The following is a 25,064-nucleotide window of genomic DNA, read 5'->3' on the forward strand; positions in this document are numbered from 1 at the left end:
CCCGACCGAGAGGTACACCTCATGTCCGATCCGCAACCGGTGCGCCGCGTGCTCGCGGTCATTCCCGCCCGCGGCGGCTCCAAGGGCGTACCCGCGAAGAACCTGGCCCCCGTGGGCGGCGTTCCGCTGGTGGTCCGGGCGGTGCGCGAGTGCCTGGCCACCCGGCTGGTGACCGACGTCGCCGTCTCCACCGACGACCAGGCGATCGCCGCCGCCGCCCGGCAGGCCGGCGCCGAGGTGGTTCTGCGGCCCGCCGCGATCGCCGGGGACACGGCCACCTCCGAGGCCGCGGTGCGGCACGCCCTGGACGCCCACGAGGCGGCGCACGGCGCCTCGGTCGACGCGGTGCTGCTGGTGCAGTGCACCAGCCCGTTCCTCGTCCGCGAGGACATCGACGGGGTGGCCGGCGCGGTGGTCGAGGGCGGCGCGGACACCGCCGTCACGGTCGCCCCGTTCCACGGCTTCGTCTGGCGGGACGGCGACGAGAGCACCGACGGGAGCCACGGCGTCAACCACGACAAGTCCTACCGCCCGCGCCGCCAGGACCGCCCGCAGGACTTCCTGGAGACCGGCGCCGCCTACGCGATGGACGCGGCCGGCTTCCGCACCCACGGCCACCGCTTCTTCGGCCGCACCGAGCTGGTGCGCACCGACCCGGCCCGGGTCCTGGAGATCGACGACCCGCACGACCTGGCCCGGGCCCGCGCACTCGCCCCTCTTTTCGACGGCGCCCGGCCGGGCGCCCTCCCCACCGCCGCCGACATCGACGCGGTGGTCCTGGACTTCGACGGCACCCAGACCGACGACCGGGTGCTGATCGACTCCGACGGCCGCGAGTTCGTCTCCGTGCACCGCGGCGACGGCCTCGGCATCGGCGCCCTGCGCAAGTCCGGGCTGCCGCTGCTGATCCTGTCCACCGAGGTCAACCCCGTCGTCGCGGCCCGCGCCCGCAAGCTCCGGATCCCGGTGCTGCACGGCGTCGACCGCAAGGACCTCGCCCTGAAGCAGTGGTGCGAGGAACAGGGCATCGCCCCCGAGCGGGTGCTCTACGTCGGCAACGACGTCAACGACCTGCCCTGCTTCCACCTCGTCGGCTGGCCGGTCGCGGTCGCCGGCGCCCATGACGTCGTACGCGGCGCCGCCCGCGCGGTCACCACCGTGCACGGCGGTTCCGGCGCGATCCGGGAGATCGCCGGCTGGCTGCTCGGCCCCTCTCTCGACACCCTCACCAAGTAAGGAAACCCCTCTGATGAGCAACTCCCGTATCCGCACCTTCGGTACCCGCGAGGCCGGTCCGGGCCGCCCCGTCTACATCTGCGGCGAGATCGGCATCAACCACAACGGCGAGCTGGAGAACGCCTTCAAGCTGATCGACGCGGCCGCCGAGGCCGGCTGCGACGGCGTCAAGTTCCAGAAGCGCACCCCGGAGATCTGCACCCCGCGCGACCAGTGGGACATCGAGCGGGACACCCCCTGGGGCCGGATGACGTACATCGACTACCGGCACCGCGTGGAGTTCGGCGAGGACGAGTACCGCCAGATCGACGAGTACTGCAAGTCCAAGAACATCGACTGGTTCGCCTCCCCGTGGGACACCGAGGCCGTCGCCTTCCTGGAGAAGTTCGACGTCCCCGCCCACAAGGTGGCCTCCGCCTCGCTGACCGACGACGAGCTGCTGCGCGCCCTGCGCGCCACCGGCCGCACGATCATCCTCTCCACCGGCATGTCGACGCCGAAGCAGATCCGCCACGCGGTCGAGGTCCTCGGCTCGGACAACATCCTCATGTGCCACGCGACGTCGACGTACCCCTCCGTCGCCGAGGAGCTGAACCTGCGCGTCATCAACACCCTCCAGCAGGAGTACCCGAACGTCCCGATCGGCTACTCCGGCCACGAGACGGGCCTGCAGACCACGCTCGCCGCCGTCGCCCTCGGCGCCACCTTCGTGGAGCGGCACATCACCCTGGACCGCGCCATGTGGGGCTCCGACCAGGCCGCCTCCGTCGAGCCGCAGGGCCTGGTCCGCCTGGTCCGCGACATCCGCACCATCGAGGCGTCCCTCGGCGACGGCGTCAAGAAGGTCTACGAGTCGGAGCTCGGCCCGATGAAGAAGCTGCGCCGCGTCACCGGCGTGGTCGCCGAGGCGGAGATCGCCGCCGCGGCCGGCGAGCCGGTCACCGTCTGACCCGCGCCGCCACCCCACCCCACGCCCAAGACGGGACGGTCGTACAGCCGATGAGCCCCCGCGCCGGGAATGCCGGCCCCCACACTCTCGCCTTCGTCGAGAGTCCGGTACAGCTCCTGAACGTGCTGGAGTGGGCGCACACCCGCGCCCCCTGGACGGGGCTCACCCTCGTCGTCCTGTCGCCCGTGGACCCCATGACCCGGGGCCAGCTCCGCCGCATGTCGGAGCTGGCCCGCGAGGACGGTCACGAGGTCCGCTGGGAAGAGGCGCGGGGCGGGGCCTCGGCCCCCTTCCGCACGGTCGGGGGCCTGGCGGGCCTGCTCCGCCGCGCCGAACGGATCGTCATGGGCGACCCGTTCTCCCGCTACGTACAACTGCTGCTGACCATCACCCGCGCCCGCGAACTGGTCGTCGTCGACGACGGCACGGCCACGATGGAGTTCGTCGGGCAGCTGGCCCGCGGCGAACGCCTGGTCCGCTGGCACCGCAAGGGCCGCCGGCTCGGCCCCCGCGACCTGCTCTTCGCGCCGGTCTCCGCCTCGGCCCGGCGCCGGCTGACCCCGTCCCGGGGCCGCCAGGTGGAGGTCTTCTCCTCCATGCCGATCACCGAGGTCCCGGACGGTGTGACGGTCACCCCGCACTCCTTCGCCTGGACCCGCGCCCGCTTCGGCCCGCCGCGCATCACCAAGGGCGCCGACATGGTCGGCACCTCCCTCGTCGAGACCGGTGTCGTGGACGCCGACGCCTACCTGGACGCGGTCCGCCGTCTGGCCAAGACCCACGGCGCCACCCGCTACTTCGCCCACCGCCGCGAGACCACCGAGAAACTCCACCGGCTGGCCGTGGAGACCGGCCTGGAGGTGGTCCGCCCCGACCTCCCCCTGGAACTGATCGCCCGCCGCGGCCCGGTCGGCCGCACGATCCTGAGCTTCCCGTCCACGGTGGTCCACACCCTGCCCCTGGCCCTGGCCGGCACGGAGGTCACCGTCGCGGTCTGCGACATCGACCCGGCCTGGCTCACCCAGGGCGCGTCCCCCCGGGCCCAGGGCTTCCTGGACGGCGTGACGGGGACGGCGCGGGGAGTGGAGCGGTTGCTGGCGGTGCCGGGGGTCTGACGGCGGGGCCGCCCGGACTCAGCCGCCCGGACTCAGTCGGTCGGCTCGGGCGGTCGCCAGCCGTTGGTGAGGATGCCGAAGATCTCCTCCACCGCCGCCCGGTGATCCGGCCGGCCCTGGGCGAGGGCCGGGACGTCCAGGGTGAACCGGGCCAGGGCCGTGCAGGCGAGATGGCCGTGTGCCACGCCGAACTCGTCGGCGATGGCCGCGGCCAGGGTGTCGGTGTGCCGGACCCACATGCGTTCCGCGTACGCGCGCAGCGCCGGGGTGGTGTCCACCAGCCGGTTGAACTCCACCCGCCGCGGATGTTCCGCGATCGGCAACCAGGTGTCGAGCACGTGCTGCCGCAGGGCGTCGGGGACGGTCGTGCCCGGGGCGCGGTCGCGCACGGCGGCGACCAGGACGGCGTCCGTGCTCTCCTCCTGGTCGAAGACGAGCGCCTCCTTGCCGCTGAAGTGCTTGAACACGGTGGTCACCGATACGTCGGCGGCCTCGGCGACGTCCCGGACGCTCACCTGGTCGTACCCGCGCTCCAGGAAGAGCCGGAGGGCGGCGTCGGCGATGGCCTGCCGGGTGGCCGCCTTCTTGCGTTCACGGCGGCCGGCGGCGGGGGGTGTGGGCTCGGGCATGGACGTCAGTGTAACTGCGCGCCTGGCATCCGTAGCTTTGTTGAGTTCGTAAAAAAGTTGTCGGATTACACTTTTGTGGTTACGGTCGTGCCATGACCTCTCCGCATCCCTCTCACGCCCGGATCCACGTCGTCGGCGCCGGTCCCGGCGGCCTGACCTGCGCCCGTGTCCTCCAGCGGCACGGCATCCCGGTCACCGTCCACGACCGGGAGCCCGGCCCCGGCTCCCGCGACCAGGGCGGCTCCCTGGACCTGCACGCCGACAACGGCCAACTCGCCCTGCGCGCCGCCGGTCTGCTGGACGAGTTCCTCGCCCTGGCCCGCCCCGAAGGGCAGGAGATGCGGCAACTGGACCTCACGGGGGCCATCACCGACCACCACGTCCCCGCACCCGGCGAGATGTTCAAGCCGGAGATCGACCGCGGGCAGCTGCGCGAGCTGCTGCTCGGTTCCCTGGCGCCCGGCACCGTGCGGTGGGGGCAGGGCCTGGACGCGGTCGACGGGCCGGCCGGCGGGCCCCGGCGGCTGCGCTTCACCGACGGGTCCGCCGTCGAGGCCGATCTGGTGATCGGCGCCGACGGGGCCTTCTCCCGGGTGCGCCCGGCCGTCTCCGACGCCGTACCCGAGTACAGCGGCGTGAGTTTCCTGGAGGCGTGGTTCGACGACGTGGACCGCCGGCACCCCGAGATCGCCGGACTGGTCGGCCAGGGCGGCGCGCACGTCCGGGACGGGGAGCGGGCCATGTTCGCCCAGCGCAACGGCGGCGGCCACATCCGCGTCTACCTGATCCAGCGCGTCCCGGCCGACTGGCTCCGCGCGGCCGGTCTGACGCCCCGGGACACCGCCGGCGTCCGCGCCCTGCTGCTCGAACGGTACGCCCGCTGGTCGCCCGAGCTGCTGCGGCTGATCACCGACAACGACGGCCCGTACGTCGACCGCCCGATCCGCGCCCTGCCCGTACCGCACACCTGGGAGCCCGACCCCGCGGTCACCCTGCTCGGCGACGCCGCCCACCTCATGCCGCCGCTCGGCGTCGGGGTCAACCTCGCCATGCTCGACGCCGCCGAACTCGCCGCGGCGCTCGCCGAGTCGGACACCGTGGCGGATGCTGTCCGGCGTTACGAGAAGACGATGCTGCCCCGGTCGGCGGAGTGCGCCCGGCACCTGGAGGGCGCCGCGGAGCACCTGCTGTCCGTGGCCGACGACGATGCCGAGGGCCCTCGGACCCAGGGGTGACGTGTGGTTGACTGATCGGCATGGTCCCGTCCCCGCAGCCGCCCGTCCGGTCGTGACCGCCGAGCCGACCGCGGCCGTTCGGCCCCGCAACCGCAGGCAGCTCATCGTCGAGGCGGCCGGCCGGGTCTTCAGTGAGCACGGCTACCACGCGGCGTCCATGGAGAAGATCGCCGCCGCCGTCGGCATCACCGCGGCGGCCCTGTACCGGCACTTCCCCAACAAGTACGCGCTGTTCGCCGAGTGCGCCGGCGTCCTGGCGGACCGGCTGGTCGCCGCCGTGGACGAGGTGCCGCCCGGCGCGGAACTGCCGCGGGTGCTCACCGCGGTCAGCCGGGTCACCGTCGCGCACCGCGCCGCGGGCGGCCTCTACCGGTGGGAGGCCCGGTACCTCAACCGCGTCGACCGCCGGGTACTGCGGGCCAGGTTCGGGCACGTCGTCGGGCGGGTCGACGGCGCGGTGCGGCGCGCGCACCCGCTGCCGCGGCCCGACGAGGGGCTGCGGGCGGTGGCGGCGCTCGGCGCGATCGGGTCCGTCACCATGCACGCCACCTCGATCGCCCCGCGCCGGGCCGAGGACCTGCTGACGGCGTCCGCGCTGGGCGTGGCCGCGACCGACCCCGCGGCGCACCGGCCGGCCGCCCACCCCGTCGAACTGCCGGACCGGCCGGTGCCGCGCACCCGGCGCGCCGAGATCCTCGCGGCGGCCGTCCCGCTGTTCGCCCGGCACGGCTTCGCCAGCGTCACCAACGAACAGCTCGCGCGGGCGGTCGGGCTGGCCCCGTCCGCGCTCTACCGGCACTACGCCGGCAAGGCCGACATCCTGGCGGCGGCCTGCCTCCAGGCGGCGGGACTGCTGGCCCAGGGCGTGGACCGGAGCCTGCACGGAGTGGCCGCACCGCACGACGCGCTGCGCGCGCTGGCGGCGGCGTACGTGGCCTACAGCTTCGAGTACACCGCCCTGAACAGCGTCGCCGACGGTGAGGTGGCCGGACTGCCGCCGGAGCTGCGGCGGCCCCTGGTGCTCGCCCAGCGGGACCACATCGCGGTGTGGGAGCAGCAGTTGCGGCTGGCCCGGCCGGAGCTGGACCCGCGGGGGGCCCGGGTGCTGGTGCACGCGGGTTTCGGGGTGGGGGTGGAGGCCGGGCGGCGGCTCGGGTGGCGGGACAGCCCCGACCACCGCGGCGCGGTGACCGCGCTGGTCGTGGGGGCCCTCGGCCTGTGAACGCGCGCGGTCAGCCCGCCGCTCTGTTGCCGGTGGGGATGGTGATGCCGGTGGTGGTCGCGGAGGCGCCCTTGTTGAGGAACAGCATGGCCAGCGCCCGCACGAACTGGTCGAACACGTAGAAGGCGCCGGGCATGACGGGCGACAGCCCCTCCCGGAACAGGATGAACGCCGGCCACACGGTACGCACCAGCGCCGCCGAGGTGTAGTCCCGCTTCAGGCCCAGCCAGTCGCCGACCTGGTCGCTCAGCACGTAGCGCACGAACTCGTTGAGGAAGCCGCGGGTGACGCCGAGGTCGATCTGCGCGGTCAGGCCGAGCAGTTCCCCGGCCAGTGCGATGCCCTCGGTGGACGGGGTGAGGATCGGGGTGAGCACCCGCGCCGCCTGCTGCTCGGCCGCCGCCCAGGTCCCCGGGATGTGCTCGTCCGGTACGCCGAGCAGGTGGACGGCGACCTGCCAGGAGTGCAGGAACGCCTCCTGGTCGGCGGCCGGGTACGGGATCTTCCAGTCGAGCAGCTTGCGGTGCACGTAGGTGCCCAGGCTGTGGAAGGTGACCAGGATGTCGGCGGCGCTGATCGGGACCGCCTCGTCGGCCACCGCCCGCCAGTGCGGCGACTGCGGCAGCAGATGACGTACGGCCGCGTGCACCACGCGGGTCTTGTTGGCGGTGACCACGAACTGCCCGGTCGGCTCGAACGCGCCCAGCTGGGACAGGTCGTAGCCGAAGGTGAACGTCTTCGCCGCGCGGTCCTGCATGTCGGCGCCGCCCGCGGACCAGTAGACGCTCTTGGCCTCGCGCGGGATCACCGTGCTCATGATGCCGCTGCCGAGGCCGTACAGCATGAACAGGTACGTGTCCCGGCGCCGGTTGAAGTCGGCGGCGCGGGCGAGTTTGGCGGGGTCGGCCCAGGACGGCAGCCGGTTGACCTGCTTCAGGTACGCCGTGAACTCGGCCGGCAGGCCGCCGGGCAGCGGATCGTTGTTGTTCTCCCACGCCGCCCACGCGGTGTTGATCGCCGGTACGTGGCCGCCGTCGAGCATCTTGACCATCAGGGGGTCGGCCGCGTCGTCCCAGATCCACTCCGGACCGGTGCCCGCGGCGGCTTTCGTCCCCGAGCGCGTCGACGCCCAGCCGGTGGCGGGGCCCGCCGCGCCCACCAGGCCGAGCGCGACACCGAGGGACAGGACGCTGCGTCTGTCGAGATTTGGCATTCACTTACCCACTTCTGCGAAGGTACGGATGGTGAGAGCCAGGTGATTTCTCGTTAACATAGCGAGGCGTGTCACGGTCGGCAATGGGGGTGACAGAGGTCGTGCGTCCCGCCGCCGCACCGGTCGCCTATCCTCCGGCGTACGACTCACCACGCCCGCCTACGGAGAGCCAGCAGCCATGTCCGGCGCCCCCGCCGCCCCCTCGCCCGTTCTCCTGCGGCACGTCCTGCCCGCCCTGTCCGGCGCCCTCGCCGACCTGCTGGCCGCGCCGCGCGGACTGGACCGGACGGTGGCCGGCGTCGTCATCGCCGAGCCCGACGCCCTGCCGGAACCCGGCCACCGGGACTGTCTCGTGCTGCTCATCGGCGCCCGCGGCCAAGGCGCCCGGCGCGCGCTGATCGCGGCGGCCCGGTCCGGGGCCGCCGCGGTCGCCGTTCGGATGGGGGACGACCCCGAGGCGGCGGAGGAACTGCGGCAGGCGGTCGCCGAGTCGGGCACCGCGCTGCTCGGCGTGCGCGACGGCGCCCGCTGGGAACAGGTGGACACCGTCGCCCGGACCGTCGTGGACAGTGTGCGGCGCGCACCCGACCTGGGGCGCGGAGCGGCGCACGGCGACCTGTTCTCGCTGGCCCAGACGCTGGCCGCGCTGACCGGGGGAGCGGTGTCGGTGGAGGACCCGGCGTCCCGGGTGCTGGCCTACTCCCGCTCGGACGAACAGGTCGACGACGTCCGACGGCTGTCCATACTCGGCCAGGCGTGCCCCGCGCAGTACCTGGCGGTGCTGGACGCGGCCGGGGTCTACGAGCGGCTGCGCGCGGAACAGGTCGTCGAGGTGGCGCCGCGCCCGGACCTCGGCACCCGGCGCCGGCTGGCCGCCGGGATCACGGCCGGCGGCCGGCTGCTGGGCAGCATCTGGGTGCAGGAGACCGGCACCCCGCTCACCGCGCAGTCCGGGCAGGCGCTGCGCGGCGCGGCCCGGCTGGCCGCCCTGCTGCTGATCCGCGGTCCGGGCGGTACGGCGGCGGAGGGCGGCCGGCGCGAGGAACTCGCCGCCGGTCTGCTGGCCGGCCGGCTGCCGCCGGCCTCGCTCGCCGGCCATCTCGGCATCGCGGTGCGGACCGGCGCCACCGTCATCGCCGTCGAACCGCGCGAGCCCGCCGGGGACGGCGGCCCGGAGGCCGAGCTGCGCCGGGCCCGGACCGCCGACATGGTCGCGCTGCACGCGGTCGCGCACCGGCGCACCGCGGTCGCCGCCCGGCTGGACGGCCGCCTGTACGTGCTGGTCCCGGACACCGCGCCGGACACCGGTGACACCCGGGACACCCGAGGCACCCGTGACGCCGCCCGAGGCACCCGTGACACCCGTGACACCCGTGACACCGCCCGAGGCACCCGTGACACCCGTGACACCCGCGACGTCCCGGCGGCCCGCGACACCGGCGCGACCCTCGCCGCCTGGACCACGGAACTGGTCGCCACCCTGCGCCGGCACCTCGGTACGCCGGTCCAGGCGGCGGTGTCCGCCCCGGTGGACCGGCTCGCGGACGTGCCCGCCGCCCGCGCCGAGGCCGACCGAGTGCTGACCGTCCTCGCCCGGGACCCCGACCGCGCGGTGGCCACGTACCAGGACGCCCGGGCCTCCGTCGTGCTGCACCGCATCCTGGAACTGCTGCGCGAGCGCCCCGACATCCGCGACCCCGCGCTGGAACCGCTGCTCGCGCACGACCGCCGGCACGGCTCGCAGCTGTGCGCCTCGCTGCTCGGGTACCTCGACGCCTTCGGGGACGTCCGCGCGGTCGCCGCCCGCATGCACGTCCACCCCAACACCCTGCGCTACCGCGTGCGCCGCGCGGTGGACCTGACCGGGATCGACCTCGACGACCCGGAGCAGCGGCTGATCACCGCGCTGGAACTGCGCCGGGGACTGGACGTCGACCCCACGGACTGAGGCTCAGTCAACTCACTTATGCGCAAGTCGCGTTGACGTACTGCCCGAACACTGCGAACGCCCTCGGCGCATCGGTCGGGCGGACAGAGAACGGCCCCGGAAATCTCCCGGCCGGACAAACAGCGGATCACCGTGCCGGATCTAGGTTGCAGCCACTGCGGATCCGTCTGGGGAGGAACCTGTGCGTCACTTCCATGTCTTCGGCACCACCACCGCCACCGCGCTCGCGGCCGCCCTGCTGCTCAGCGGCTGCGGCTCCCGCGAGGAGGGGGACACGGCCCAGGAGAGCGGCACCACCACCGTCACCATCGGCTTCGACGCCCCGCTGTCCAAAGACCTCGCCGCCGTCGGCCTTGGCATGAAGAACTCCGCCGAACTCGCCGTCAAGAAGGCCAACGCGGACCGGACCGTCGAGGGCGTCACCTTCAAGCTCGTCGCCAAGGACGACCAGGCCACGCCCAACATCGGCCAGCAGAACGCGGCCGCCTTCGTCGCCGACGACAGCGTGATCGGCGTGGTCGGCGCCTACAACTCCTCCGTCTCCGCCGCCATGGTCTCCACCCTGCGCGACGCGCGGATGGTCCAGGTCTCCGGCGCCAACACCGCCGCCACCCTCACCCGGGGCGCCGACTACGAGACGGCCCCGAAGCGCGAGTACGACAACTACTTCCGCACCATCAGCACCGACGCCGTCGCCGCGCCCGTCATGGCGGAGTACTTCTTCAACGACCTGAAGATCAGGAAGCTGGCCACCGTCGACGACAAGAAGACCTACGGCGTCGGCATCGTCGACAACTTCACCGACGCCTACCAGAAGCTCGGCGGAAAGGTCGTCGGCCACCAGTCGCTCAACCCCGACGAGTCCGACTACGCGGCCGTCGTGGGCAGCGTGAAGTCCTCCGGCGCGCAGGGCGTCTTCTACGGCGGCGAGTACCCGCAGGCCGGCTCCCTGAAGAAGCAGCTCGTCGCCGCCGGCTTCGACGGGCCGATGGGCGGTGGCGACGCCCTCAAGGACGACGAACTGGTCGCCCTCGCCGGCACCGAGGCCGCCGAGGGCACCTACGCCCACTCCGACGGCGCCCCCATCGACAAGCTGGACTCCGCCAAGACCTTCATCGCCGACTACGAGGCCGCCGGATACCAGCAGCCCTACGGCGTCTTCGGCGCCTACGTGTACGACGCCACCACCGCCCTCGTCCAGGCCGTGAAGGCCGCCGTCGCGGCGAACGACGGCAAGGCCGGCGACATCACCGAACTGCGCCCGGAGGTCGTCGCGGCCATGGGAGACGTCGGCTTCGAGGGCGCCACCGGCCGGATCGGCTTCGACGAGTACGGCGACAGCGTCAACCAGGTGATCAGCGTCAACGGCGTGCGCGACGGCAAGTGGGTCAACGGCATCGACGTCGTCACCGTCAAGGACTGACCGTGACTCTCACCGCATTCCTGCAACTGCTCACGGACGGCCTCGTCCTCGGCACCATGTACGGCCTGATCGCCGTGGGCTACACGATGGTCTACGGCATCCTCCAGATCATCAACTTCGCGCACGGCGAGATCTTCATGCTCGGCGGCTTCGGCGCCCTGTTCGCCTACGCCTGGGTGCCGGCCCTGCGGGACATCTCCCTGTGGGCGGCGCTGCCGGTGCTGCTGGTCGTCGCCGTGCTGGTCTCCGTCGCCGCCGCGGTGGGCGCCGAACGGTTCGCCTACCGGCCGCTGCGCGGCGCCCCCCGGCTCGCCCCGCTGATCACCGCGATCGGCCTGTCCCTCTTCCTCCAGCAGGTCGTCTTCAACTTCTTCACCCTGCCCGGCCGTTCCCTGGGCGTCACCGCCCCCGTCCCCTTCCCGCAGCTGCCCGGCAAACCCCTGCGCCTCGGCCCGGTCACCGTCTCGTGGGCCGCGGTCCTGACCGTCGTCATCGCCGCCGCCGCGATGCTGGGCCTGACGTACTTCGTCAAGCGCACCCGTACCGGCCGGGCCATGCAGGCCACCGCGCAGGACCCGAAGACCGCCCGGCTGATGGGCATCGACACCGACCGGATCATCGTCATCGCCTTCGCCCTCGGCGCGGTCCTCGCCGCCGTCGCCTGCGTCACCCAGGGCCTCAGACTCGGCACCGTCTCCTACAACATGGGGTTCATCGCCGGCCTCAAGGGCTTCACCGCCGCCGTCCTCGGCGGCATCGGCAACATCCAGGGCGCCATGCTCGGCGGTGTCGTCCTCGGCGTCGCCGAGTCCCTCGCCGCCGGCGCGCTGCCGCACCTGCCCGCCCTGCACATGTTCGGCGGCTCGGTCTGGAAGGACGTATGGGCCTTCGTGATCCTCATCGTGGTGCTGCTGGTACGACCCCAGGGCCTGCTCGGCGAACGCGTCCCGGACCGGGCCTGACTGAGGAGGACCACGACCACCATGAGACTTCCGCTTCCCGCCGCCCGCGCCCTCACCGTCCTCGGCACCGCCCTCACCGTCGCCGCCCCGTTCCTGCCCTGGACCTGGACCTCCGCCTACCCCGGCAACCTCACCCTCTACGGCTACCCGGGCGGCAGCCAGGTCGTCACGCTGGCCTGCGGTCTGCTCGCGGCCCTGTTCACCGTCGCCCTGCCGCGCGGGAAGCCAGTGGTCCGCGCCTTGCGCGCCGCCGCTCTGGCCGCGCTCACCGCGACCCTCGTCACCGTCGTCGCGATCTGCGTCGAACTCGGCGGCGTGGTCCACCTGGAGCCGGGCGGCTGGCTGGCCGCCGGCGCCGTACTGCTCCTCGCCGCCGGCGCCCACGCCCTGCCCGACGACACCCCCGCCACCGACCCGCCGCCGCCCCGGCCGCTGCCCCGCCCGCTCGAAGTCGCCGTCATCACCGCCGTGTTCCTCGGCGCCATGTTCGTCCTGGCGTACGGCATCACCACCGAGTCCGCCCAGGACTTCCTGGCCTTCCTGCCCGCCGCCGGGTTCGGCGCCCGCGCTCTCGCGGCCGGCGGCGTGACCCGCCGGGTCAGCGCGATGAACGCCCGCCACCGCACCGCCGTCGCGGTCGCCGCGTTCGCCGCCGCGCTGGTCTTCCCGTTCACCCAGACCGGCGACCAGTACACCGCGATCGCCGACAACATCCTGGTCTTCGCCACCGTCGCGCTCGGCCTGAACATCGTCGTCGGCCTGGTGGGCCTCCTCGACCTCGGCTACGTCGCCTTCCTCGGCACCGGCGCGTACACCGCCGCCCTCGTCTCCGGCTCCACCTTCTCCACCTTCGACACCGAGCCGTGGCCGTTCTGGGCGGTCGCCCTGCTCGGCATGGCCGTCTCCCTGGTGGCCGGCCTGGTCATCGGCGCGCCCACCCTGCGGCTGCACGGCGACTACCTCGCCATCGTCACCCTCGGCTTCGGCGAGATCTTCCGGATCACCGTCAACAACCTCGACGGCACCTCGGGACCACTCCTGACCAACGGCCCCAACGGCATCAACTCCATCCCGGACCTGGAGCTGTTCGGCTTCGACTTCGGCCGGCCGCACACCCTCCTCGGCGTCGGGTTCGGCCGGTTCGGCACCTACTACCTGCTGCTCCTGTCGGTCGTCGCCCTCGTCGTCTTCGTCTACGCCCGGATCGGCGACTCGCGGATCGGCCGGGCCTGGATCGCCCTGCGCGAGGACGAGACGGCGGCCACCGCGATGGGCATCGAGGGCTTCCGCTTCAAACTGCTCGCCTTCGCCCTCGGCGCCGCCCTGGCCGGCCTGGCCGGCACGGTGATGGCCCACCTCCAGACCAACGCCGTGCCCGAGAACTACAAGTTCGCCGACACCGCCCCGCCCAACTCCGCGTTCCTGCTCGCCGCCGTCGTGCTCGGCGGCATGGGCACCGTCTCCGGACCCCTGGTCGGCGCGGCGCTGCTGTACCTGATCCCGGCCAAGTTCGAGTTCTTCAGCCAGTACCAGATGCTGCTGTTCGGCCTGGCGCTGATCCTCATGATGCGGTTCCGCCCCGAGGGACTCGTCCCCGACCGCACGCACCAGTTGGAGTTCCACGAGGTGAGGACCACATGACCCCCGTACTCCAGGCCCACGGCGTCACCATGCGGTTCGGCGGCCTCACCGCCGTCGACGGCGTCGACCTCACCGTCGGCGCGCCCGAGATCGTCGGCCTGATCGGCCCCAACGGCGCCGGCAAGACCACCTTCTTCAACTGCCTCACCGGCCTGTACGTCCCCACCGGCGGCGAGGTCCTCCTCCACGGCACCCCGCTGCCGCCCCGCCCGGCGAAGGTCACCCGCGCCGGAATCGCCCGCACCTTCCAGAACATCCGCCTCTTCGCCAACATGACCGCCCTGGAGAACGTCGTCGTCGGCCGCCACACCCGCACCCGGGCCGGCTTCCTCGCCGCCCTCGGCCACGGCCCCCGCTACCGCCGCGAGGAACGCGAGTCCCAAGAACGCGCCCACGAACTCCTCGCCTTCGTCGGCCTGGACACCGAGGCCCGCCACCTGGCCCGCAACCTGTCCTACGGCGCCCAGCGCCGCCTGGAGATCGCCCGCGCCCTGGCCGGCGAACCGGGACTGCTGCTCCTGGACGAGCCGACGGCCGGCATGAACCAGCGCGAGAGCAGGGAGACCGAGGCCCTGGTGCGCGCCGTCCGGGAGCGGGGCACCGCCGTCCTGGTCATCGAGCACGACATGCGCTTCATCATGAACCTCTGCGACCGGGTCGCCGTCCTCGTGCAGGGCGCCAAGCTCACCGAGGGCGCCCCCGCCGACGTACAGGCCGACGAGCGGGTGGTGGCGGCCTACCTCGGCGCGCCGGACGAGAAGGAGACGACCGCGTGAGCGCCGCCCTGCTGGAAGTCGAGGACCTGCGGGTCGCCTACGGAAAGGTCGAGGCGGTCAAGGGCGTCTCCTTCACCGTGCGGGAGGGGCAGGTCGTGACCCTCATCGGCGCCAACGGCGCGGGCAAGACCACCACCCTGCACACCCTCAGCGGACTGCTCCCGCCCGCGGCCGGCCGGGTCCGGTTCGCCGGCCGGGAGCTGACCGGCGTACCCGCGCACCGCGTCGTCGCCCTCGGCCTGGCCCACTCGCCCGAGGGCCGGCACATCTTCCCCCGGCTCACCGTCGAGGAGAACCTGCTGCTCGGCGCCTACCTGCGGGGCAAGGCGCCGGACATCGCCGACGACCTGGAGCGCGTCTACGTGCTCTTCGACCGGCTCCGCGAACGCCGCGCCCAGGCGGCCGGCACCCTGTCCGGCGGCGAACAGCAGATGCTCGCGATGGGCCGGGCCCTGATGTGCCGCCCCCGGCTGCTGATGCTGGACGAGCCCTCGATGGGACTCTCCCCGCTCATGATGAAGAAGATCATGGCGACGGTCGCCGAGCTGAAGGCCACCGGCACCACCATCCTGCTGGTCGAGCAGAACGCCCGCGCCGCCCTCGCCCTCGCCGACCACGGCCACGTCATGGAGACCGGCCGGATCGTCCTGTCCGGCACCGGCACCGAACTCCTGCACGACGAGAGCGTCCGCAAGGCGTACCTCGGCGAGGACTGACGCCGCACGTGTCACCGGGGGCCGCGTGTCTTTGGCCGGCCGGACAGCGCGGCCCCCCGATCTCTGTCCGCGCGCACGGGAACCGGGCTCCCGCCCGCGCCTTAGCGTTCACCCCACGTTCGCCCCAGCATGTTCCCGGGAGTGAGAGACAGGCATGAGTACCACCGCACCGACCACGGCCGGCGAGGCCACCACCGCCGGGACACCCGGCGGCATGCGCCGCATCGCCACGGCGAGTTTCATCGGCACGGCCATCGAGTTCTACGACTACTACATCTACGGCACCGCCTCCGCGCTCGTCCTCAACGAGGTGTTCTTCCCGGAGCTGTCCAAGACGGCCGGCACCCTCGCCACCCTCTCCACCTTCGCGGTCGGCTTCGCGGCCCGGCCGCTGGGCGCCGCGGTCTTCGGCCACTACGGGGACCGCGTCGGCCGCAAGGCCGTCCTGGTCGTCTCGCTGCTGATGATGGGCCTGTCCAGCGGCCTGATCGGCCTGCTCCCCGGCTACGACACCCTCGGCCTGCTCGCCCCCGTGCTGCTGGTGCTGCTGCGCCTGATCCAGGGCCTCGGCCTCGGCGGCGAGTGGGGCGGCGCGGCCCTGCTGGCCGTCGAACACGCCCCGAAGCACAAGCGCGGCCTGTACGCGGCGGCCCCCCAGATGGGCTCGCCCGTCGGGTACTTCTTCGCCACCCTCACCTTCCTGGCGATGTCCGCCTGGCTGCCCGACGACGCCTTCGAGAGCTGGGGCTGGCGGATACCGTTCCTGCTCTCCTTCGCACTGGTCGCGGTCGGCCTGGTGGTCCGCCTGAAGATCGCCGAGTCGCCGTCCTTCGCCAAGGTGCAGCAGCAGAAGGAGGAGGCCAAGGCCCCGCTCCTGGAGGCGTTCCGCCGGCACCCCAGAGAGATGCTGCTCGGCGCCGGCATGATCACGGTCGTCTACGTCATGTTCTACACGGCCGCGACGTACTGCATGACCTACACCACCGACACCCTCGGCATCCCGAAGAACACCATGCTGGCGCTGACCCTGGTGGCGGTCGCGGTGCTCGGGCTCTCCACGTACTTCGTGGCCCGCTGGTCCGACGTCATCGGCCGGCGCAAGCTGATCATCGCCGGCGCCGCGTTCGGCGTGGTGTGGGGCGCCGTCCTCTTCCCCCTGCTCGACACGGAGAACAACGTCCTGATCGCCGTCGCGCTCAGCGGCGCGCTGCTCTGCATGGGCATCATCTACGGACCCGCCGGCGCGTACCTGCCGGAGCTGTTCAGCACCCGGATGCGGTACTCGGGCGCCGGTTTCTCCTACAACCTCGGCGGCGTCCTGGGCGGCGCGGTGGCCCCGCTGGTCGTCACCGCCCTCGCCGAGAACTACAGCCCGTCGGCCGGCGGCTGGTTCATGAGCGCGATGGCGCTGCTGTCCCTGGTGTGCGTGCTCGCGCTGCCCGAGACCAGGGAACGGGACCTGGACCGTATCTGACCGCCCCCGCCGCCTGGACGCGTAGAAGGCGTGCAGCGTGGTAGCCGTGAGGAATGGGTGGGCAGGCCCGCTCGGTCGGCAATCGAGTAGGTTTACCCACCCATGCCGACGCGTATGCGTCCGGCGGCCACATTTTCTTCCCCTAACGGGCTGAAGTTTTGTTGATGACGGGTCAGTTGGCCGCCCGGGCGTCCTACCCTTCAGAGGGTGAAGCAACTGATGTCACTGGAGTCCGAAGCCGGCGCCCCTGGGGAAGCGGTGCTTCCCGGCACTCTGCCCGAGGCGCTGCGGGCGGAACTGATCGCCTTCCGCCGCGACCTGCACATGCACCCGGAGCTGGGCAACCAGGAGTTCCGCACCACCGCCGCGATCAAGGAACGGCTCGAACGCGCGGGGCTGGCGCCCCGGGTCCTGCCGGCCGGCACCGGCCTCATCTGTGACATCGGCCCGGAGCTTTCGGGTCCGGCCGCCGCGGCCCCGGGCCGGCTCGCCCTGCGCGCCGACATCGACGCCCTGCCCATCCCGGACGTCAAGAGCGGCTGCGCGTACCGCTCGACCGTGCCGGACCGGGCCCACGCCTGCGGCCACGACGTGCACACCACCGTCGTGCTGGGCACCGGCCTGGTGCTCGCCGCGCTGCACGAGCGGCGGCTGCTGCCGCGCCCGGTGCGGCTGATCTTCCAGCCCGCCGAGGAGGTGCTGCCCGGCGGCGCCGAGGACGTGGTGGAGGCCGGGGCGCTGGACGGCGTGCACCGCATCCTCGCCGTGCACTGCGACCCCCGGGTGGACGCCGGCCGGATCGGGCTGCGCGAGGGCCCCATCACCTCCGCCTGCGACCGGCTGGAGATCGCCCTGGACGGCCCCGGCGGCCACACCGCCCGGCCGCACCTCACCACCGACCTGGTCACCGCCGCCGCCCGGGTCGCCGTCGACGCCCCCGCGCTGCTCGCCCGGCGGGTCGACAGCCGCGGCGGCCTCTCCCTGACCTGGGGCCGGATCGAGTCCGGCCACGCCGCCAATGTCATCCCGCAGCACGCCGAGCTGTCCGGCACCGTGCGCTGCCTGGACCTGGACGCCTGGCACCAGGCCCCCGACCTGGTGGTCGCGGCCATCGACGAGATCGCCAACCTGCACCGCGCCAAGTCCGAGATCACCTACGTACGGGGCGTCCCGCCCGTGGTCAACGAGGTGACCAGCGTCGAACTCCTCCAGACCGCGATGATCGCCCGGCGCGGCGCCGACTCCGTGGAGTCCACCGAGCAGAGCCTGGGCGGCGAGGACTTCTCCTGGTACCTGGAGCACGTCCCCGGCGCCATGGCCCGGCTCGGCGTCCGCCCGCCCGGCGAACGCGCGGTGCGCGACCTGCACCAGGGCGACTTCGACGTGGACGAGTACGCCATCACGGTGGGCGTGGAACTGTTCACCGCGGCGGCGCTGATCGACGCGGGCGTCTGACCCTGCTTTCGGAAATGGATGACACTTCGGCCCGAAGTGTCATCCATTTCCGGGACACCCTTCGATCAGACCGGCAGCTCCCAGCCCACCCCACCCGGCTCACCGATCCAGACCCGCTGGGTGCCGTCGTCGCGCACGGTCAGGCCGAAGCCGGCCTGCGACGGCGCCCCCGCCGCCCGCCACGCCGCGAGGCCGTCCTCGACGGCGTCCCACAGCCGCAGCGGGCCGTGCTGGTGCACGACCCAGCCCTGTCCCTCCGGACGGGTCCACGCCTGCGAGCCGGTCGCCACATCGACGAGGATCACGCCGTCACCGCTCTTCATGAGTTCGGCGGAGGGCGCGGCGAGCTGGGCGACGAACGCGCCGGTCCAGTCGTCGACCAGGCCGGGGTCCAGCCGGGTGGGCCGCACGTGCCCCGGCTGCTGCTGGAAGGCGGCGGGGCGCGGCGGTCGCTCGTGCGGACGCGCGAGCATGTACCCGACGCGGTCACCGGCGAACCGCCCGGACGCGGTGCCGTCGTCGTGCACGGTGAGCCGGACCAGCCCGGAGGCGAGCATCCATCCGCTCAAGCAGACCGTGATGCCACCCCCGGCCCGGACCTGACGCAGCCAGGCGGACGGCACGTACCGGACCGCGCAGGTGGCCACGACGGCGTCGTACTCGGCGCCGTCCTGGTGACCAGCGAGCCCGTCGCCGACGAGCAGGACCGGTGAGTATCCGGCGGCGCGAAGCCGGTCGGCGGCGACTGCCGCGAGCCGGGCGTCGTACTCGACCGAGTACACGTTCTCCGCTCCCAGAACCTGACAGAGCAGGGCCGTCGAGTACCCCGTACCGGTGCCGATCTCCAGCACCCGGTCGCCCCCGCCGATCCCGGCCAGGTCAAACATGCGGACGACGAGCGACGGCAGGGTGCTGGACGAGGTGGGGCGCCCGGACAGCACACCAGGCGCGTCCGCCGCGTCGACACCGTCCACCTGCGTCACCCAGGTCCGGTCCGCGTACACCAGTCGCAGCCACTCGTCGTCACCGACCGCCGGACGGCACACGGGCTCCCACAGCCCGGAGGACGGCCGGAACACGCAGTCACCGAGGAAGACCTCGCGGGGGACGGAGGCCAGCGCGGCACGCCAGGCCGGGTGCTCGACGGGGACGGATGCGGCGAGGGCGTTGCGTAGTCGGTCAGCGGCGGTCATGCGGTGCCTCCATGCTGGAGCTGATCGGCGAGGGCAGCGGTGATCGGGGCTGTGATGCGGTCCGGGAACCAGGCCCACTGGCCATTCGGATTGCATTCGTACCAGTGCCACGCGCCGTCGAGTCCGAGACCGAAGTCGAAGGCGCCGAAGACGAGGCCGTAGGAATCGAGGTAGGTACGCACTCCCTTGGCGACCTCGGGCGGCACGTCGATCCTGGTGTACGTGAGCCGGTCGTAGTGACGCCGCCAGTCGACACCGGGCGAGCCGTCGATCCGGATCGCGAACATCCGCTCACCGACCACGGTCAGCCGGATGTCGGCAGCCTTGGACACCCGGGGCGACGTCCTCGACCCATACGGTCAGCGCTCGCCCGTCGGCGTCAGCGTATTCGGTTTGGCGTAGCGGCTTGTACAGAACCGGTTGGTGCGCCTCTGCGAAGTCACGGGCGCGGTCCGGGTCGTTGGTGATGAGTGTCGAAGGGACGTTCAAGCCACAGCGAGCGGCCGTCGCGAGTTGCGCTGGCTTGTGCTCGGCGTCCCGGTTGCGCCACGGGTGATTCACGTAGTGGGCGCCGGGCAGCGCGGCCAGAACCCCGCCGCAGCCTGCTCGCGACTCCTCCACCGCCCAGCGGGCGGCCTGCCCGGTCATGGCCAGATCGGCGCTGTAGGGGGTGGGCCGCCGCCAGTAGACCGATCGGACGTCGTCGAGATCGACAGTGCGCGTTTCGGTGGCCAGGGTTCCGGTGGTGCCTGTGCCGTCGCAAGCCGCACTCAGGATGGCCTTCGTCGGGAAGGCTCCCGGGTCGAAACGCACGACGGGCATCCGGCGCCGGTTGAGTTCGCTGATCACGACGTCGGCGGTCGCATCGTCCAGACGTGTGACGACGAGGACGGGTGTTCCACCCACAGGCATCAGTCGCTGTCTCCCTGCTGGTCACTGCCCTCGTCAGGTTCCCCGTCGAGACTGGTCCTCGTCGTCGTTTCCTTCGATGTCTCCGACCGCTTGTGCCTTTCCAGCGCCGGCACGGGAACGCCACTCGCGTCCGTCCACACCGGCAGTTGTGTCTCGGCGTCGAGGCTCAGGTGAGCGGCGGGCAGGATTTCACTCCGGGGGAAGGGCCGCATACGACCAATTCCCCAAGGGGCGAGTGCGGCGGGCTGCATGGTGTCTTCCACGGGACTCCCTCTCTCCAGGACTTTCATGGCACTGTCCGATCCGCATACGGACGCTCAAGCCGACGACTGGTGCGCGCAGCCAAAAAGCGTGTACGTGATTCCGACGGCGAGCAGCACATCTGTGCCGATGAGCATGACGACCAACAGGGCTGACCCGAGGACGGCGCAAAGGTGCCCCCGATCACGGCGGACGACGAAGCACACGTTCACAGATGGCGCCCTTGCACGAGTTCGACCGGCTCCTCCTGCTGTCGGGCGCGCAGCACCGAGATCAGATGCCGGGCGTCCACATACCTGGAGCCGACGCTGTCAGGAGGCATGAGCCAGAACAGACCCGGTGGCGCGGTTCGGTCCGTGCGCGGCACGCCGACGTGACGGACGTACGGCTCGGTGCCGCCGAGGCACTCCAAGCCCGCTGCCACTGCGAACGTGCCGCGCGGCCACTCCCTGTCAGTGCCTGGTGGTACGAGGAAGTAGGCGAAGGGGCGGTACGGGTCGCAGAAGGAGGGACCGACCAGGTGCTGTTGCGTGATCCAGGCACGCAGGGTGCTCGGTTCGGTGGCACGGTGAAATGCCGGGTCGAGCAGCGCGTAGGGCACGCGGACGGCGTCCCAGGAACGCCCGGCGACGAGTACCGCCACGCCGCGTGTCCACTCGTCGAGTGCCACGCGCACGTCTGGTGCCGCCCGCAGCAGCCATTGTTCCGCATTCTCCCGACGGTCCCGGTCCCTGCGATCCAGGTTCATGTCACGCTCCTCATCGGTTCCATGGCAAAGGCCAGTCAGACGATGGTGGCGACATGGAAGAGCCCCAACTACCATGAATGGTTGATAGTTGGGGCGAGGGCGTGACTGCGCGTCACTCGTCAGGCGTGGGGGCGCCGCTCAGCCACGAACCGAACGACAGGAATGACTCGGGCAGGCGTCGGTATGCCGCCTCCAGTCCGGCGTATGTCTCCCGGACCGTCGGGTGGTATTTCGCCTGCTGTGGAGCCGACTTGCGAGCCATGACCAGACTCCTGAACGATTCGTCGATCCTGCCGGTCCACAGCTGCGCCCGTGCCACCTCGGCGTAGTGGTGGCTCGTCCGAGACTTCGGCCAGTCCGCCGGAACGTTCAGACCCGTCGTCGCCTCGACGGCCTCGCCGTATTGGTCGAGTTCGGCGAGCACCGACACGCGATGCACCTTGACGTTCGTCGGGCCGAAGGTGAGCCAGTGGACCTTGACGGCCTCCCCGGTCGTCGCCGCGATCCGTTCGGCCTCGCTGAGGTGCGTGAGAGCCTGAGCCTCGTCGTGCGCGCGGCCGGACATGACCGCCGCGCCGAGATGAAGCTGTCCCGTGACGACCTCCCGTTCACGGGTCGCGTCGGCCTGCCGGAGCGTCGACAGCCCGACACCGACGAGCCGCTGTCCCGTACGGTACTTCCCCTCCCGGATGTAGGTGAGTGCCCGCAGGTACTGGTACATGCCGCCGAGGACGGCATCCGAGCCGCGCTGCGCGGCCCAGTCCATCCGCGCGAGGGAGAGCTGGGCGAGATCCGGGTAACCCAGCTTGACCGCGATGTCGTACGCCGTCCGGTAGAGCGAGGCCAGCGTCAGCCATCCCTCGCTCGTGCCGTTCTGGTGAGCGGCTGTCGTTGTTTCCTCGATGAGCCCGGCGACCTTGCTCGCGACCTGCTTGATCTCGCCCGCACGCACCGCGGCGCACAGTGCCTCGGCTTCGTCGCGCAGTTCCGGGAGCGGCCGTGGCCGAATGTCAGGATCGGCGCCGAGGTCATAGACGTCGAGTGCCTCACGCACCGGCATGATCAGCACATCGAGTGCGTCGCTGCGCAGATCCTCGGCGTACGGCTGACCGACGACGGTGGCGACCTCCACCCGTACGGCTCGGGCGAAAGCAGCGATGACGTGGGGCGTTGCCGGAATGACGCCTTGCTCGGTCTTCGTGTACGTGCTGTACGGAATGCCGGAAAGGTCCGAAACGGCTCGTTGTGTGAGATGGTGTTCGCGGCGAAGTCGCTTCATCCGCACGCCGGTGCGGTCTTCGGGCAGAGCGTGCATACCAGCTCCTGTTCTGCTTCGACAACAGCACAGTACCTGCGGTCGGACGTGTGGATCGCGTATCGGTCCGGCTGCCTCACCCCGCCCCCCCCCCACGCCCCTTTCCGCCCCCTTCGACCCCCTGGTTCACCACCCCGTAACCCCCTCCGCCACGAATGCATAACGGCCCCGAGGAACCCCGTTCCCAGGAGTTTCTACGCGCGTTAATGTGCGCCGAACCAGGCGCCCGCTGCGGGGTGTTGGAGATATGGGGAGCTTCATATGCGTCGGATACCGAGACTGACCAGCGCCGCGGTAGGGGTCGCCTCGCTCGCGCTCGCCGCCACCGCCTGCGGAGGCACCAGCAGCGAGGACGGCGGCGACGACGGCGCCTCCAAGCAGGACCTGGGCCTGGCCATCGCCTACGACGTCGGCGGCAAGGGCGACCAGTCCTTCAACGACGCCGCCTACGCGGGGCTGGAGCGGGCGAAGAAGGAGTACGGCTACAAGACCGCCGACATCGAGCCCACCGACGGCGAGACCGACGCCGACAAGGAGCAGCGGCTCGCCTCGCTGGCCCGGCAGGGCTACAACCCGGTGATCGGCATCGGCTACGCCTACGGCACGGCGATGCAGAAGGTCGCCGCCGACTACCCGGACACCACCTTCGGCATCGTCGACTCCGTGGTCGAGGGCGACAACGTCGCCTCCCTCGTCTTCGCCGAGAACGAGGCGTCCTACCTGGCCGGGGTCGCCGCCGCCAAGGCGACCGAGACGAAGACCGTCGGGTTCGTCGGCGGGGTCGACGTACCGCTGATCCACAAGTTCCAGGCCGGCTTCGAGCAGGGCGTCGCCGACACCGACCCCAAGGTGAAGGTGATCTCGCAGTACCTGACGCAGACCGCCGAGGAGGGCGGCTTCTCCAGCCCGGACAAGGGCAAGGCCGCCGCCGAGGGCCAGATCGAGAAGAAGGCCGACGTGGTGTACCAGGCGGCCGGGCTGTCCGGGCAGGGTGTGATCGAGGCCGCCGCCGCCAACAAGGTGTGGGCGATCGGCGTCGACTCCGACCAGTACGCGCAGGAGGCCCTCGCCAAGTACAAGGACTCGATCCTGACGTCCGCGCTCAAGGACATCGACGGGGCGGTGTTCGCGCTGGCCGAGTCGGTCGAGGACGGCAAGCCGCTGACCGGTACCAAGACCTTCGACCTGAAGTCCGACGGGGTGGGCCTGTCCGAGAGCAACCCGAAGTACGCCGAGGTGGCCGGCCTCGAAGATGCCGTCAGCACGGCCAAGGAAAAGATCATCAGCGGCGACATCAAGGTGCAGACCGAGCCGTAGAGAACCCTGTCCAACCCTTGCCGGGCGTCACGGAACGCCACCTCGCGTTTGCTCCCGGCAAGAGTTGGGCACGGCCCGATAACAAGGTGGACAGAAGGGGTTTTCAGGCAGGTCTACGCGCGTTAATCTGCGGCGAACCCAGCGCCGCAGCCGAACCCCGTCCGGCGCTTGTACGACAGGAGCACCACACATGCGCCGGATTTCCCGGATCACGGTCGCAGGCGCAGCGACCGCCTCCCTGGCCCTCGCGCTCGCCGCCTGCGGTGGTACCTCGACCTCGTCCTCCTCGTCCTCGGACGCGAAGGACGACAAGGGCCTCGCGATCGCGTACGACGTCGGCGGCAAGGGCGACCAGTCGTTCAACGACGCGGCCTTCGCCGGCCTGGAGCAGGCGAAGAAGGAGTTCAAGTACGAGACGGCCGACATCGAGCCCACCGACGGTGAGACCGACGCCGACAAGCAGCAGCGCCTGGAGTCCCTGGCCAAGCAGGGCTACAACCCGGTGATCGGCATCGGCTACGCGTACGCCGCCGCCCTCAAGGGGGCCGCGGAGAAGTACCCCGACGTCACTTTCGGCATCGTGGACGACTCCACGGTCGAGGCGGACAACGTCGCCGACCTGGTCTTCTCCGAGGAGCAGGCGTCCTACCTGGCCGGTGTCGCCGCCGCCAAGAGCACCAAGACCAACGTGGTCGGCTTCGTGGGCGGCGTGGACGTGCCCCTGATCCACAAGTTCCAGGCCGGCTTCGAGCAGGGCGTCAAGGCCACCAACCCCAAGGCGAAGGTGCTCTCGCAGTACCTGACGCAGACCGCCGAGGAGGGCGGCTTCTCCAGCCCCGACAAGGGCAAGACCGCCGCCGAGGGGCAGATCGAGAAGAACGCCGACGTCGTCTACGCCGCCGCCGGTCTCTCCGGGCAGGGCGTGATCGAGGCCGCCGCCGCGAACAAGGTGTGGGCGATCGGCGTCGACTCCGACCAGTACGCGCAGGAGGCCCTCGCCAAGTACAAGGACTCGATCCTGACCTCGGCGATGAAGGACGTGGCGAAGGCGGTCTACAACCTGGCGCAGTCGGTCGAGGACGGCAAGCCGGAGACCGGTATCGTTCGGGGCGATCTGAAGACCGGTGAAGTGAGCCTGTCGGACTCCAACCCGGAGTTCGCGGACGACACCGAGCTCCAGGAAGCCATCAGCACGGCCAAGGAAAAGATCATCAGCGGCGACATCAAGGTCAAGAGCAGCTGACCTCCGGCAACACCCGCACCGTGCCACCACCGCGGTCGCGCAGCCGCTCGGCGGGGCACGAGGAGACGTCCTCCTCGTGCC

Annotated in this window: 23 protein-coding genes; 15 read left to right on the forward strand and 8 right to left on the reverse strand. The window is 71.6% G+C overall.

Annotation, left to right across the window (positions count from 1 at the left end; all coding sequences use genetic code 11):
• Positions 1-21: 21 nt before the first annotated feature.
• The 3 genes from ACTT8P_RS01220 to ACTT8P_RS01230 are packed head-to-tail and all read left to right on the forward strand — an operon-like array spanning position 22 to position 3,300.
• Positions 22-1,236 carry a cytidylyltransferase domain-containing protein gene (locus tag ACTT8P_RS01220; RefSeq protein ID WP_442829573.1) on the forward strand — a complete coding sequence of 405 codons (1,215 nt, stop codon included), beginning with the start codon at positions 22-24 and terminating at the stop codon, positions 1,234-1,236.
• 10 nt (positions 1,237-1,246) lie between these two features.
• Positions 1,247-2,185, forward strand: coding sequence for an N-acetylneuraminate synthase family protein (locus ACTT8P_RS01225; RefSeq protein ID WP_442829605.1), 939 nt, complete (start codon positions 1,247-1,249; stop codon positions 2,183-2,185).
• A gap of 50 nt (positions 2,186-2,235) precedes the next feature.
• Entirely contained in the window at positions 2,236-3,300 is a 1,065-nt protein-coding gene (locus ACTT8P_RS01230; RefSeq protein WP_442829574.1) for a hypothetical protein, read from the forward strand.
• Between the two features lie 32 nt (positions 3,301-3,332).
• Here ACTT8P_RS01230 and ACTT8P_RS01235 read toward each other — a convergent pair whose 3' ends face one another.
• A complete protein-coding gene (locus ACTT8P_RS01235) occupies positions 3,333-3,929 on the reverse strand; it encodes a TetR/AcrR family transcriptional regulator (protein WP_442829575.1) in 597 nt (198 codons plus the stop codon).
• Positions 3,930-4,021: 92 nt separating this feature from the next.
• Here ACTT8P_RS01235 and ACTT8P_RS01240 point away from each other — a divergent pair, with 92 nt between their 5' ends.
• Together ACTT8P_RS01240 and ACTT8P_RS01245 are read left to right on the forward strand one after the other, a co-directional pair.
• The gene (locus ACTT8P_RS01240) at positions 4,022-5,164 is read left to right on the forward strand and encodes an FAD-dependent oxidoreductase (RefSeq protein WP_442829576.1); all 1,143 of its coding nucleotides are present in this window, start codon (positions 4,022-4,024) and stop codon (positions 5,162-5,164) included.
• 52 nt (positions 5,165-5,216) lie between these two features.
• Positions 5,217-6,386 carry a TetR/AcrR family transcriptional regulator gene (locus tag ACTT8P_RS01245; RefSeq protein WP_442829577.1) on the forward strand — a complete coding sequence of 390 codons (1,170 nt, stop codon included), beginning with the start codon at positions 5,217-5,219 and terminating at the stop codon, positions 6,384-6,386.
• Between the two features lie 10 nt (positions 6,387-6,396).
• On the opposite strand, the gene ACTT8P_RS01250 is transcribed toward ACTT8P_RS01245, so the two are convergent.
• On the reverse strand, positions 6,397-7,599 hold the full coding sequence (locus ACTT8P_RS01250) for an oxygenase MpaB family protein (RefSeq protein ID WP_442829578.1): 1,203 nt from the start codon (positions 7,597-7,599) through the stop codon (positions 6,397-6,399).
• Between the two features lie 178 nt (positions 7,600-7,777).
• Here ACTT8P_RS01250 and ACTT8P_RS01255 point away from each other — a divergent pair, with 178 nt between their 5' ends.
• From ACTT8P_RS01255 to ACTT8P_RS01290, 8 genes are all read left to right on the forward strand, one after another.
• Positions 7,778-9,547, forward strand: a complete 1,770-nt coding sequence (locus tag ACTT8P_RS01255; RefSeq protein WP_442829579.1) for a PucR family transcriptional regulator — start codon at positions 7,778-7,780, stop codon at positions 9,545-9,547.
• 181 nt (positions 9,548-9,728) lie between these two features.
• Entirely contained in the window at positions 9,729-10,970 is a 1,242-nt protein-coding gene (locus tag ACTT8P_RS01260) for a branched-chain amino acid ABC transporter substrate-binding protein (RefSeq protein ID WP_442829580.1), read from the forward strand.
• 56 nt (positions 10,971-11,026) lie between these two features.
• Positions 11,027-11,932, forward strand: a complete 906-nt coding sequence (locus ACTT8P_RS01265; RefSeq protein WP_442829606.1) for a branched-chain amino acid ABC transporter permease — start codon at positions 11,027-11,029, stop codon at positions 11,930-11,932.
• Positions 11,933-11,953: 21 nt separating this feature from the next.
• Entirely contained in the window at positions 11,954-13,573 is a 1,620-nt protein-coding gene (locus tag ACTT8P_RS01270) for a branched-chain amino acid ABC transporter permease (RefSeq protein ID WP_442829581.1), read from the forward strand.
• Entirely contained in the window at positions 13,570-14,349 is a 780-nt protein-coding gene (locus tag ACTT8P_RS01275; protein WP_442829582.1) for an ABC transporter ATP-binding protein, read from the forward strand. Before ACTT8P_RS01270 ends, ACTT8P_RS01275 begins: the two co-directional genes overlap by 4 nt.
• A complete protein-coding gene (locus ACTT8P_RS01280) occupies positions 14,346-15,065 on the forward strand; it encodes an ABC transporter ATP-binding protein (RefSeq protein ID WP_442829583.1) in 720 nt (239 codons plus the stop codon). The genes ACTT8P_RS01275 and ACTT8P_RS01280 overlap by 4 nt, the downstream gene beginning before the upstream one ends.
• Before the next feature lie 154 nt (positions 15,066-15,219).
• Positions 15,220-16,539 (forward strand): MFS transporter, encoded by a 1,320-nt coding sequence (locus ACTT8P_RS01285; RefSeq protein WP_442829584.1) that lies wholly within the window; start codon positions 15,220-15,222, stop codon positions 16,537-16,539.
• Positions 16,540-16,758: 219 nt separating this feature from the next.
• Positions 16,759-17,994, forward strand: a complete 1,236-nt coding sequence (locus ACTT8P_RS01290) for a M20 family metallopeptidase (RefSeq protein ID WP_442829607.1) — start codon at positions 16,759-16,761, stop codon at positions 17,992-17,994.
• Between the two features lie 65 nt (positions 17,995-18,059).
• Here the strand turns inward: ACTT8P_RS01290 and tgmC are convergent, their stop codons facing one another.
• The 6 genes from tgmC to ACTT8P_RS01320 form a co-directional block, all read right to left on the reverse strand.
• Positions 18,060-19,187 carry an ATP-grasp peptide maturase system methyltransferase gene (gene tgmC / locus ACTT8P_RS01295; protein WP_442829585.1) on the reverse strand — a complete coding sequence of 376 codons (1,128 nt, stop codon included), beginning with the start codon at positions 19,185-19,187 and terminating at the stop codon, positions 18,060-18,062.
• Complete coding sequence (locus ACTT8P_RS01300; protein ID WP_442829586.1) at positions 19,184-19,519, reverse strand: hypothetical protein; 336 nt, start codon at positions 19,517-19,519, stop codon at positions 19,184-19,186. Before ACTT8P_RS01300 ends, tgmC begins: the two co-directional genes overlap by 4 nt.
• The gene (locus tag ACTT8P_RS01305) at positions 19,479-20,099 is read right to left on the reverse strand and encodes an MvdC/MvdD family ATP grasp protein (protein ID WP_442829587.1); all 621 of its coding nucleotides are present in this window, start codon (positions 20,097-20,099) and stop codon (positions 19,479-19,481) included. The genes ACTT8P_RS01300 and ACTT8P_RS01305 overlap by 41 nt, the downstream gene beginning before the upstream one ends.
• Complete coding sequence (tgmA, locus tag ACTT8P_RS01310) at positions 20,099-20,362, reverse strand: putative ATP-grasp-modified RiPP (protein WP_442829588.1); 264 nt, start codon at positions 20,360-20,362, stop codon at positions 20,099-20,101. The genes ACTT8P_RS01305 and tgmA overlap by 1 nt, the downstream gene beginning before the upstream one ends.
• Positions 20,363-20,568: 206 nt before the next feature.
• Positions 20,569-21,108 carry a hypothetical protein gene (locus ACTT8P_RS01315; RefSeq protein ID WP_442829589.1) on the reverse strand — a complete coding sequence of 180 codons (540 nt, stop codon included), beginning with the start codon at positions 21,106-21,108 and terminating at the stop codon, positions 20,569-20,571.
• A gap of 112 nt (positions 21,109-21,220) precedes the next feature.
• Positions 21,221-22,423 (reverse strand): helix-turn-helix domain-containing protein, encoded by a 1,203-nt coding sequence (locus ACTT8P_RS01320; RefSeq protein ID WP_442829590.1) that lies wholly within the window; start codon positions 22,421-22,423, stop codon positions 21,221-21,223.
• A 261-nt stretch (positions 22,424-22,684) separates the two neighbouring features.
• On the opposite strand from ACTT8P_RS01320, the gene ACTT8P_RS01325 reads away from it, so the two are divergent.
• Both ACTT8P_RS01325 and ACTT8P_RS01330 read left to right on the forward strand, forming a co-directional pair.
• Positions 22,685-23,740, forward strand: a complete 1,056-nt coding sequence (locus tag ACTT8P_RS01325) for a BMP family lipoprotein (protein ID WP_442829591.1) — start codon at positions 22,685-22,687, stop codon at positions 23,738-23,740.
• A 190-nt stretch (positions 23,741-23,930) separates the two neighbouring features.
• On the forward strand, positions 23,931-24,983 hold the full coding sequence (locus ACTT8P_RS01330) for a BMP family lipoprotein (RefSeq protein WP_442829592.1): 1,053 nt from the start codon (positions 23,931-23,933) through the stop codon (positions 24,981-24,983).
• Positions 24,984-25,064: the final 81 nt, after the last annotated feature.

Origin of the sequence: Streptomyces sp. JW3, assembly GCF_052216785.1 — a bacterium.
GTDB lineage: Bacteria > Actinomycetota > Actinomycetes > Streptomycetales > Streptomycetaceae > Streptomyces.

Coding starts and splice junctions, on each gene's coding strand:
- ACTT8P_RS01325 (WP_442829591.1), top strand. CDS start 22,685: ATGCGTCGGATACCGAGACTGACCAGCGCCGCGGTAGGGGTCGCCTCG.
- ACTT8P_RS01290 (WP_442829607.1), top strand. CDS start 16,759: ATGTCACTGGAGTCCGAAGCCGGCGCCCCTGGGGAAGCGGTGCTTCCC.
- ACTT8P_RS01250 (WP_442829578.1), bottom strand. CDS start 7,599: ATGCCAAATCTCGACAGACGCAGCGTCCTGTCCCTCGGTGTCGCGCTC.
- ACTT8P_RS01305 (WP_442829587.1), bottom strand. CDS start 20,099: ATGCCTGTGGGTGGAACACCCGTCCTCGTCGTCACACGTCTGGACGAT.
- ACTT8P_RS01315 (WP_442829589.1), bottom strand. CDS start 21,108: ATGAACCTGGATCGCAGGGACCGGGACCGTCGGGAGAATGCGGAACAA.
- ACTT8P_RS01275 (WP_442829582.1), top strand. CDS start 13,570: ATGACCCCCGTACTCCAGGCCCACGGCGTCACCATGCGGTTCGGCGGC.
- ACTT8P_RS01240 (WP_442829576.1), top strand. CDS start 4,022: ATGACCTCTCCGCATCCCTCTCACGCCCGGATCCACGTCGTCGGCGCC.
- ACTT8P_RS01285 (WP_442829584.1), top strand. CDS start 15,220: ATGAGTACCACCGCACCGACCACGGCCGGCGAGGCCACCACCGCCGGG.
- ACTT8P_RS01330 (WP_442829592.1), top strand. CDS start 23,931: ATGCGCCGGATTTCCCGGATCACGGTCGCAGGCGCAGCGACCGCCTCC.
- ACTT8P_RS01220 (WP_442829573.1), top strand. CDS start 22: ATGTCCGATCCGCAACCGGTGCGCCGCGTGCTCGCGGTCATTCCCGCC.
- ACTT8P_RS01230 (WP_442829574.1), top strand. CDS start 2,236: ATGAGCCCCCGCGCCGGGAATGCCGGCCCCCACACTCTCGCCTTCGTC.
- ACTT8P_RS01255 (WP_442829579.1), top strand. CDS start 7,778: ATGTCCGGCGCCCCCGCCGCCCCCTCGCCCGTTCTCCTGCGGCACGTC.
- ACTT8P_RS01265 (WP_442829606.1), top strand. CDS start 11,027: ATGTACGGCCTGATCGCCGTGGGCTACACGATGGTCTACGGCATCCTC.
- ACTT8P_RS01320 (WP_442829590.1), bottom strand. CDS start 22,423: ATGCACGCTCTGCCCGAAGACCGCACCGGCGTGCGGATGAAGCGACTT.
- ACTT8P_RS01270 (WP_442829581.1), top strand. CDS start 11,954: ATGAGACTTCCGCTTCCCGCCGCCCGCGCCCTCACCGTCCTCGGCACC.
- tgmC (WP_442829585.1), bottom strand. CDS start 19,187: ATGACCGCCGCTGACCGACTACGCAACGCCCTCGCCGCATCCGTCCCC.
- ACTT8P_RS01235 (WP_442829575.1), bottom strand. CDS start 3,929: ATGCCCGAGCCCACACCCCCCGCCGCCGGCCGCCGTGAACGCAAGAAG.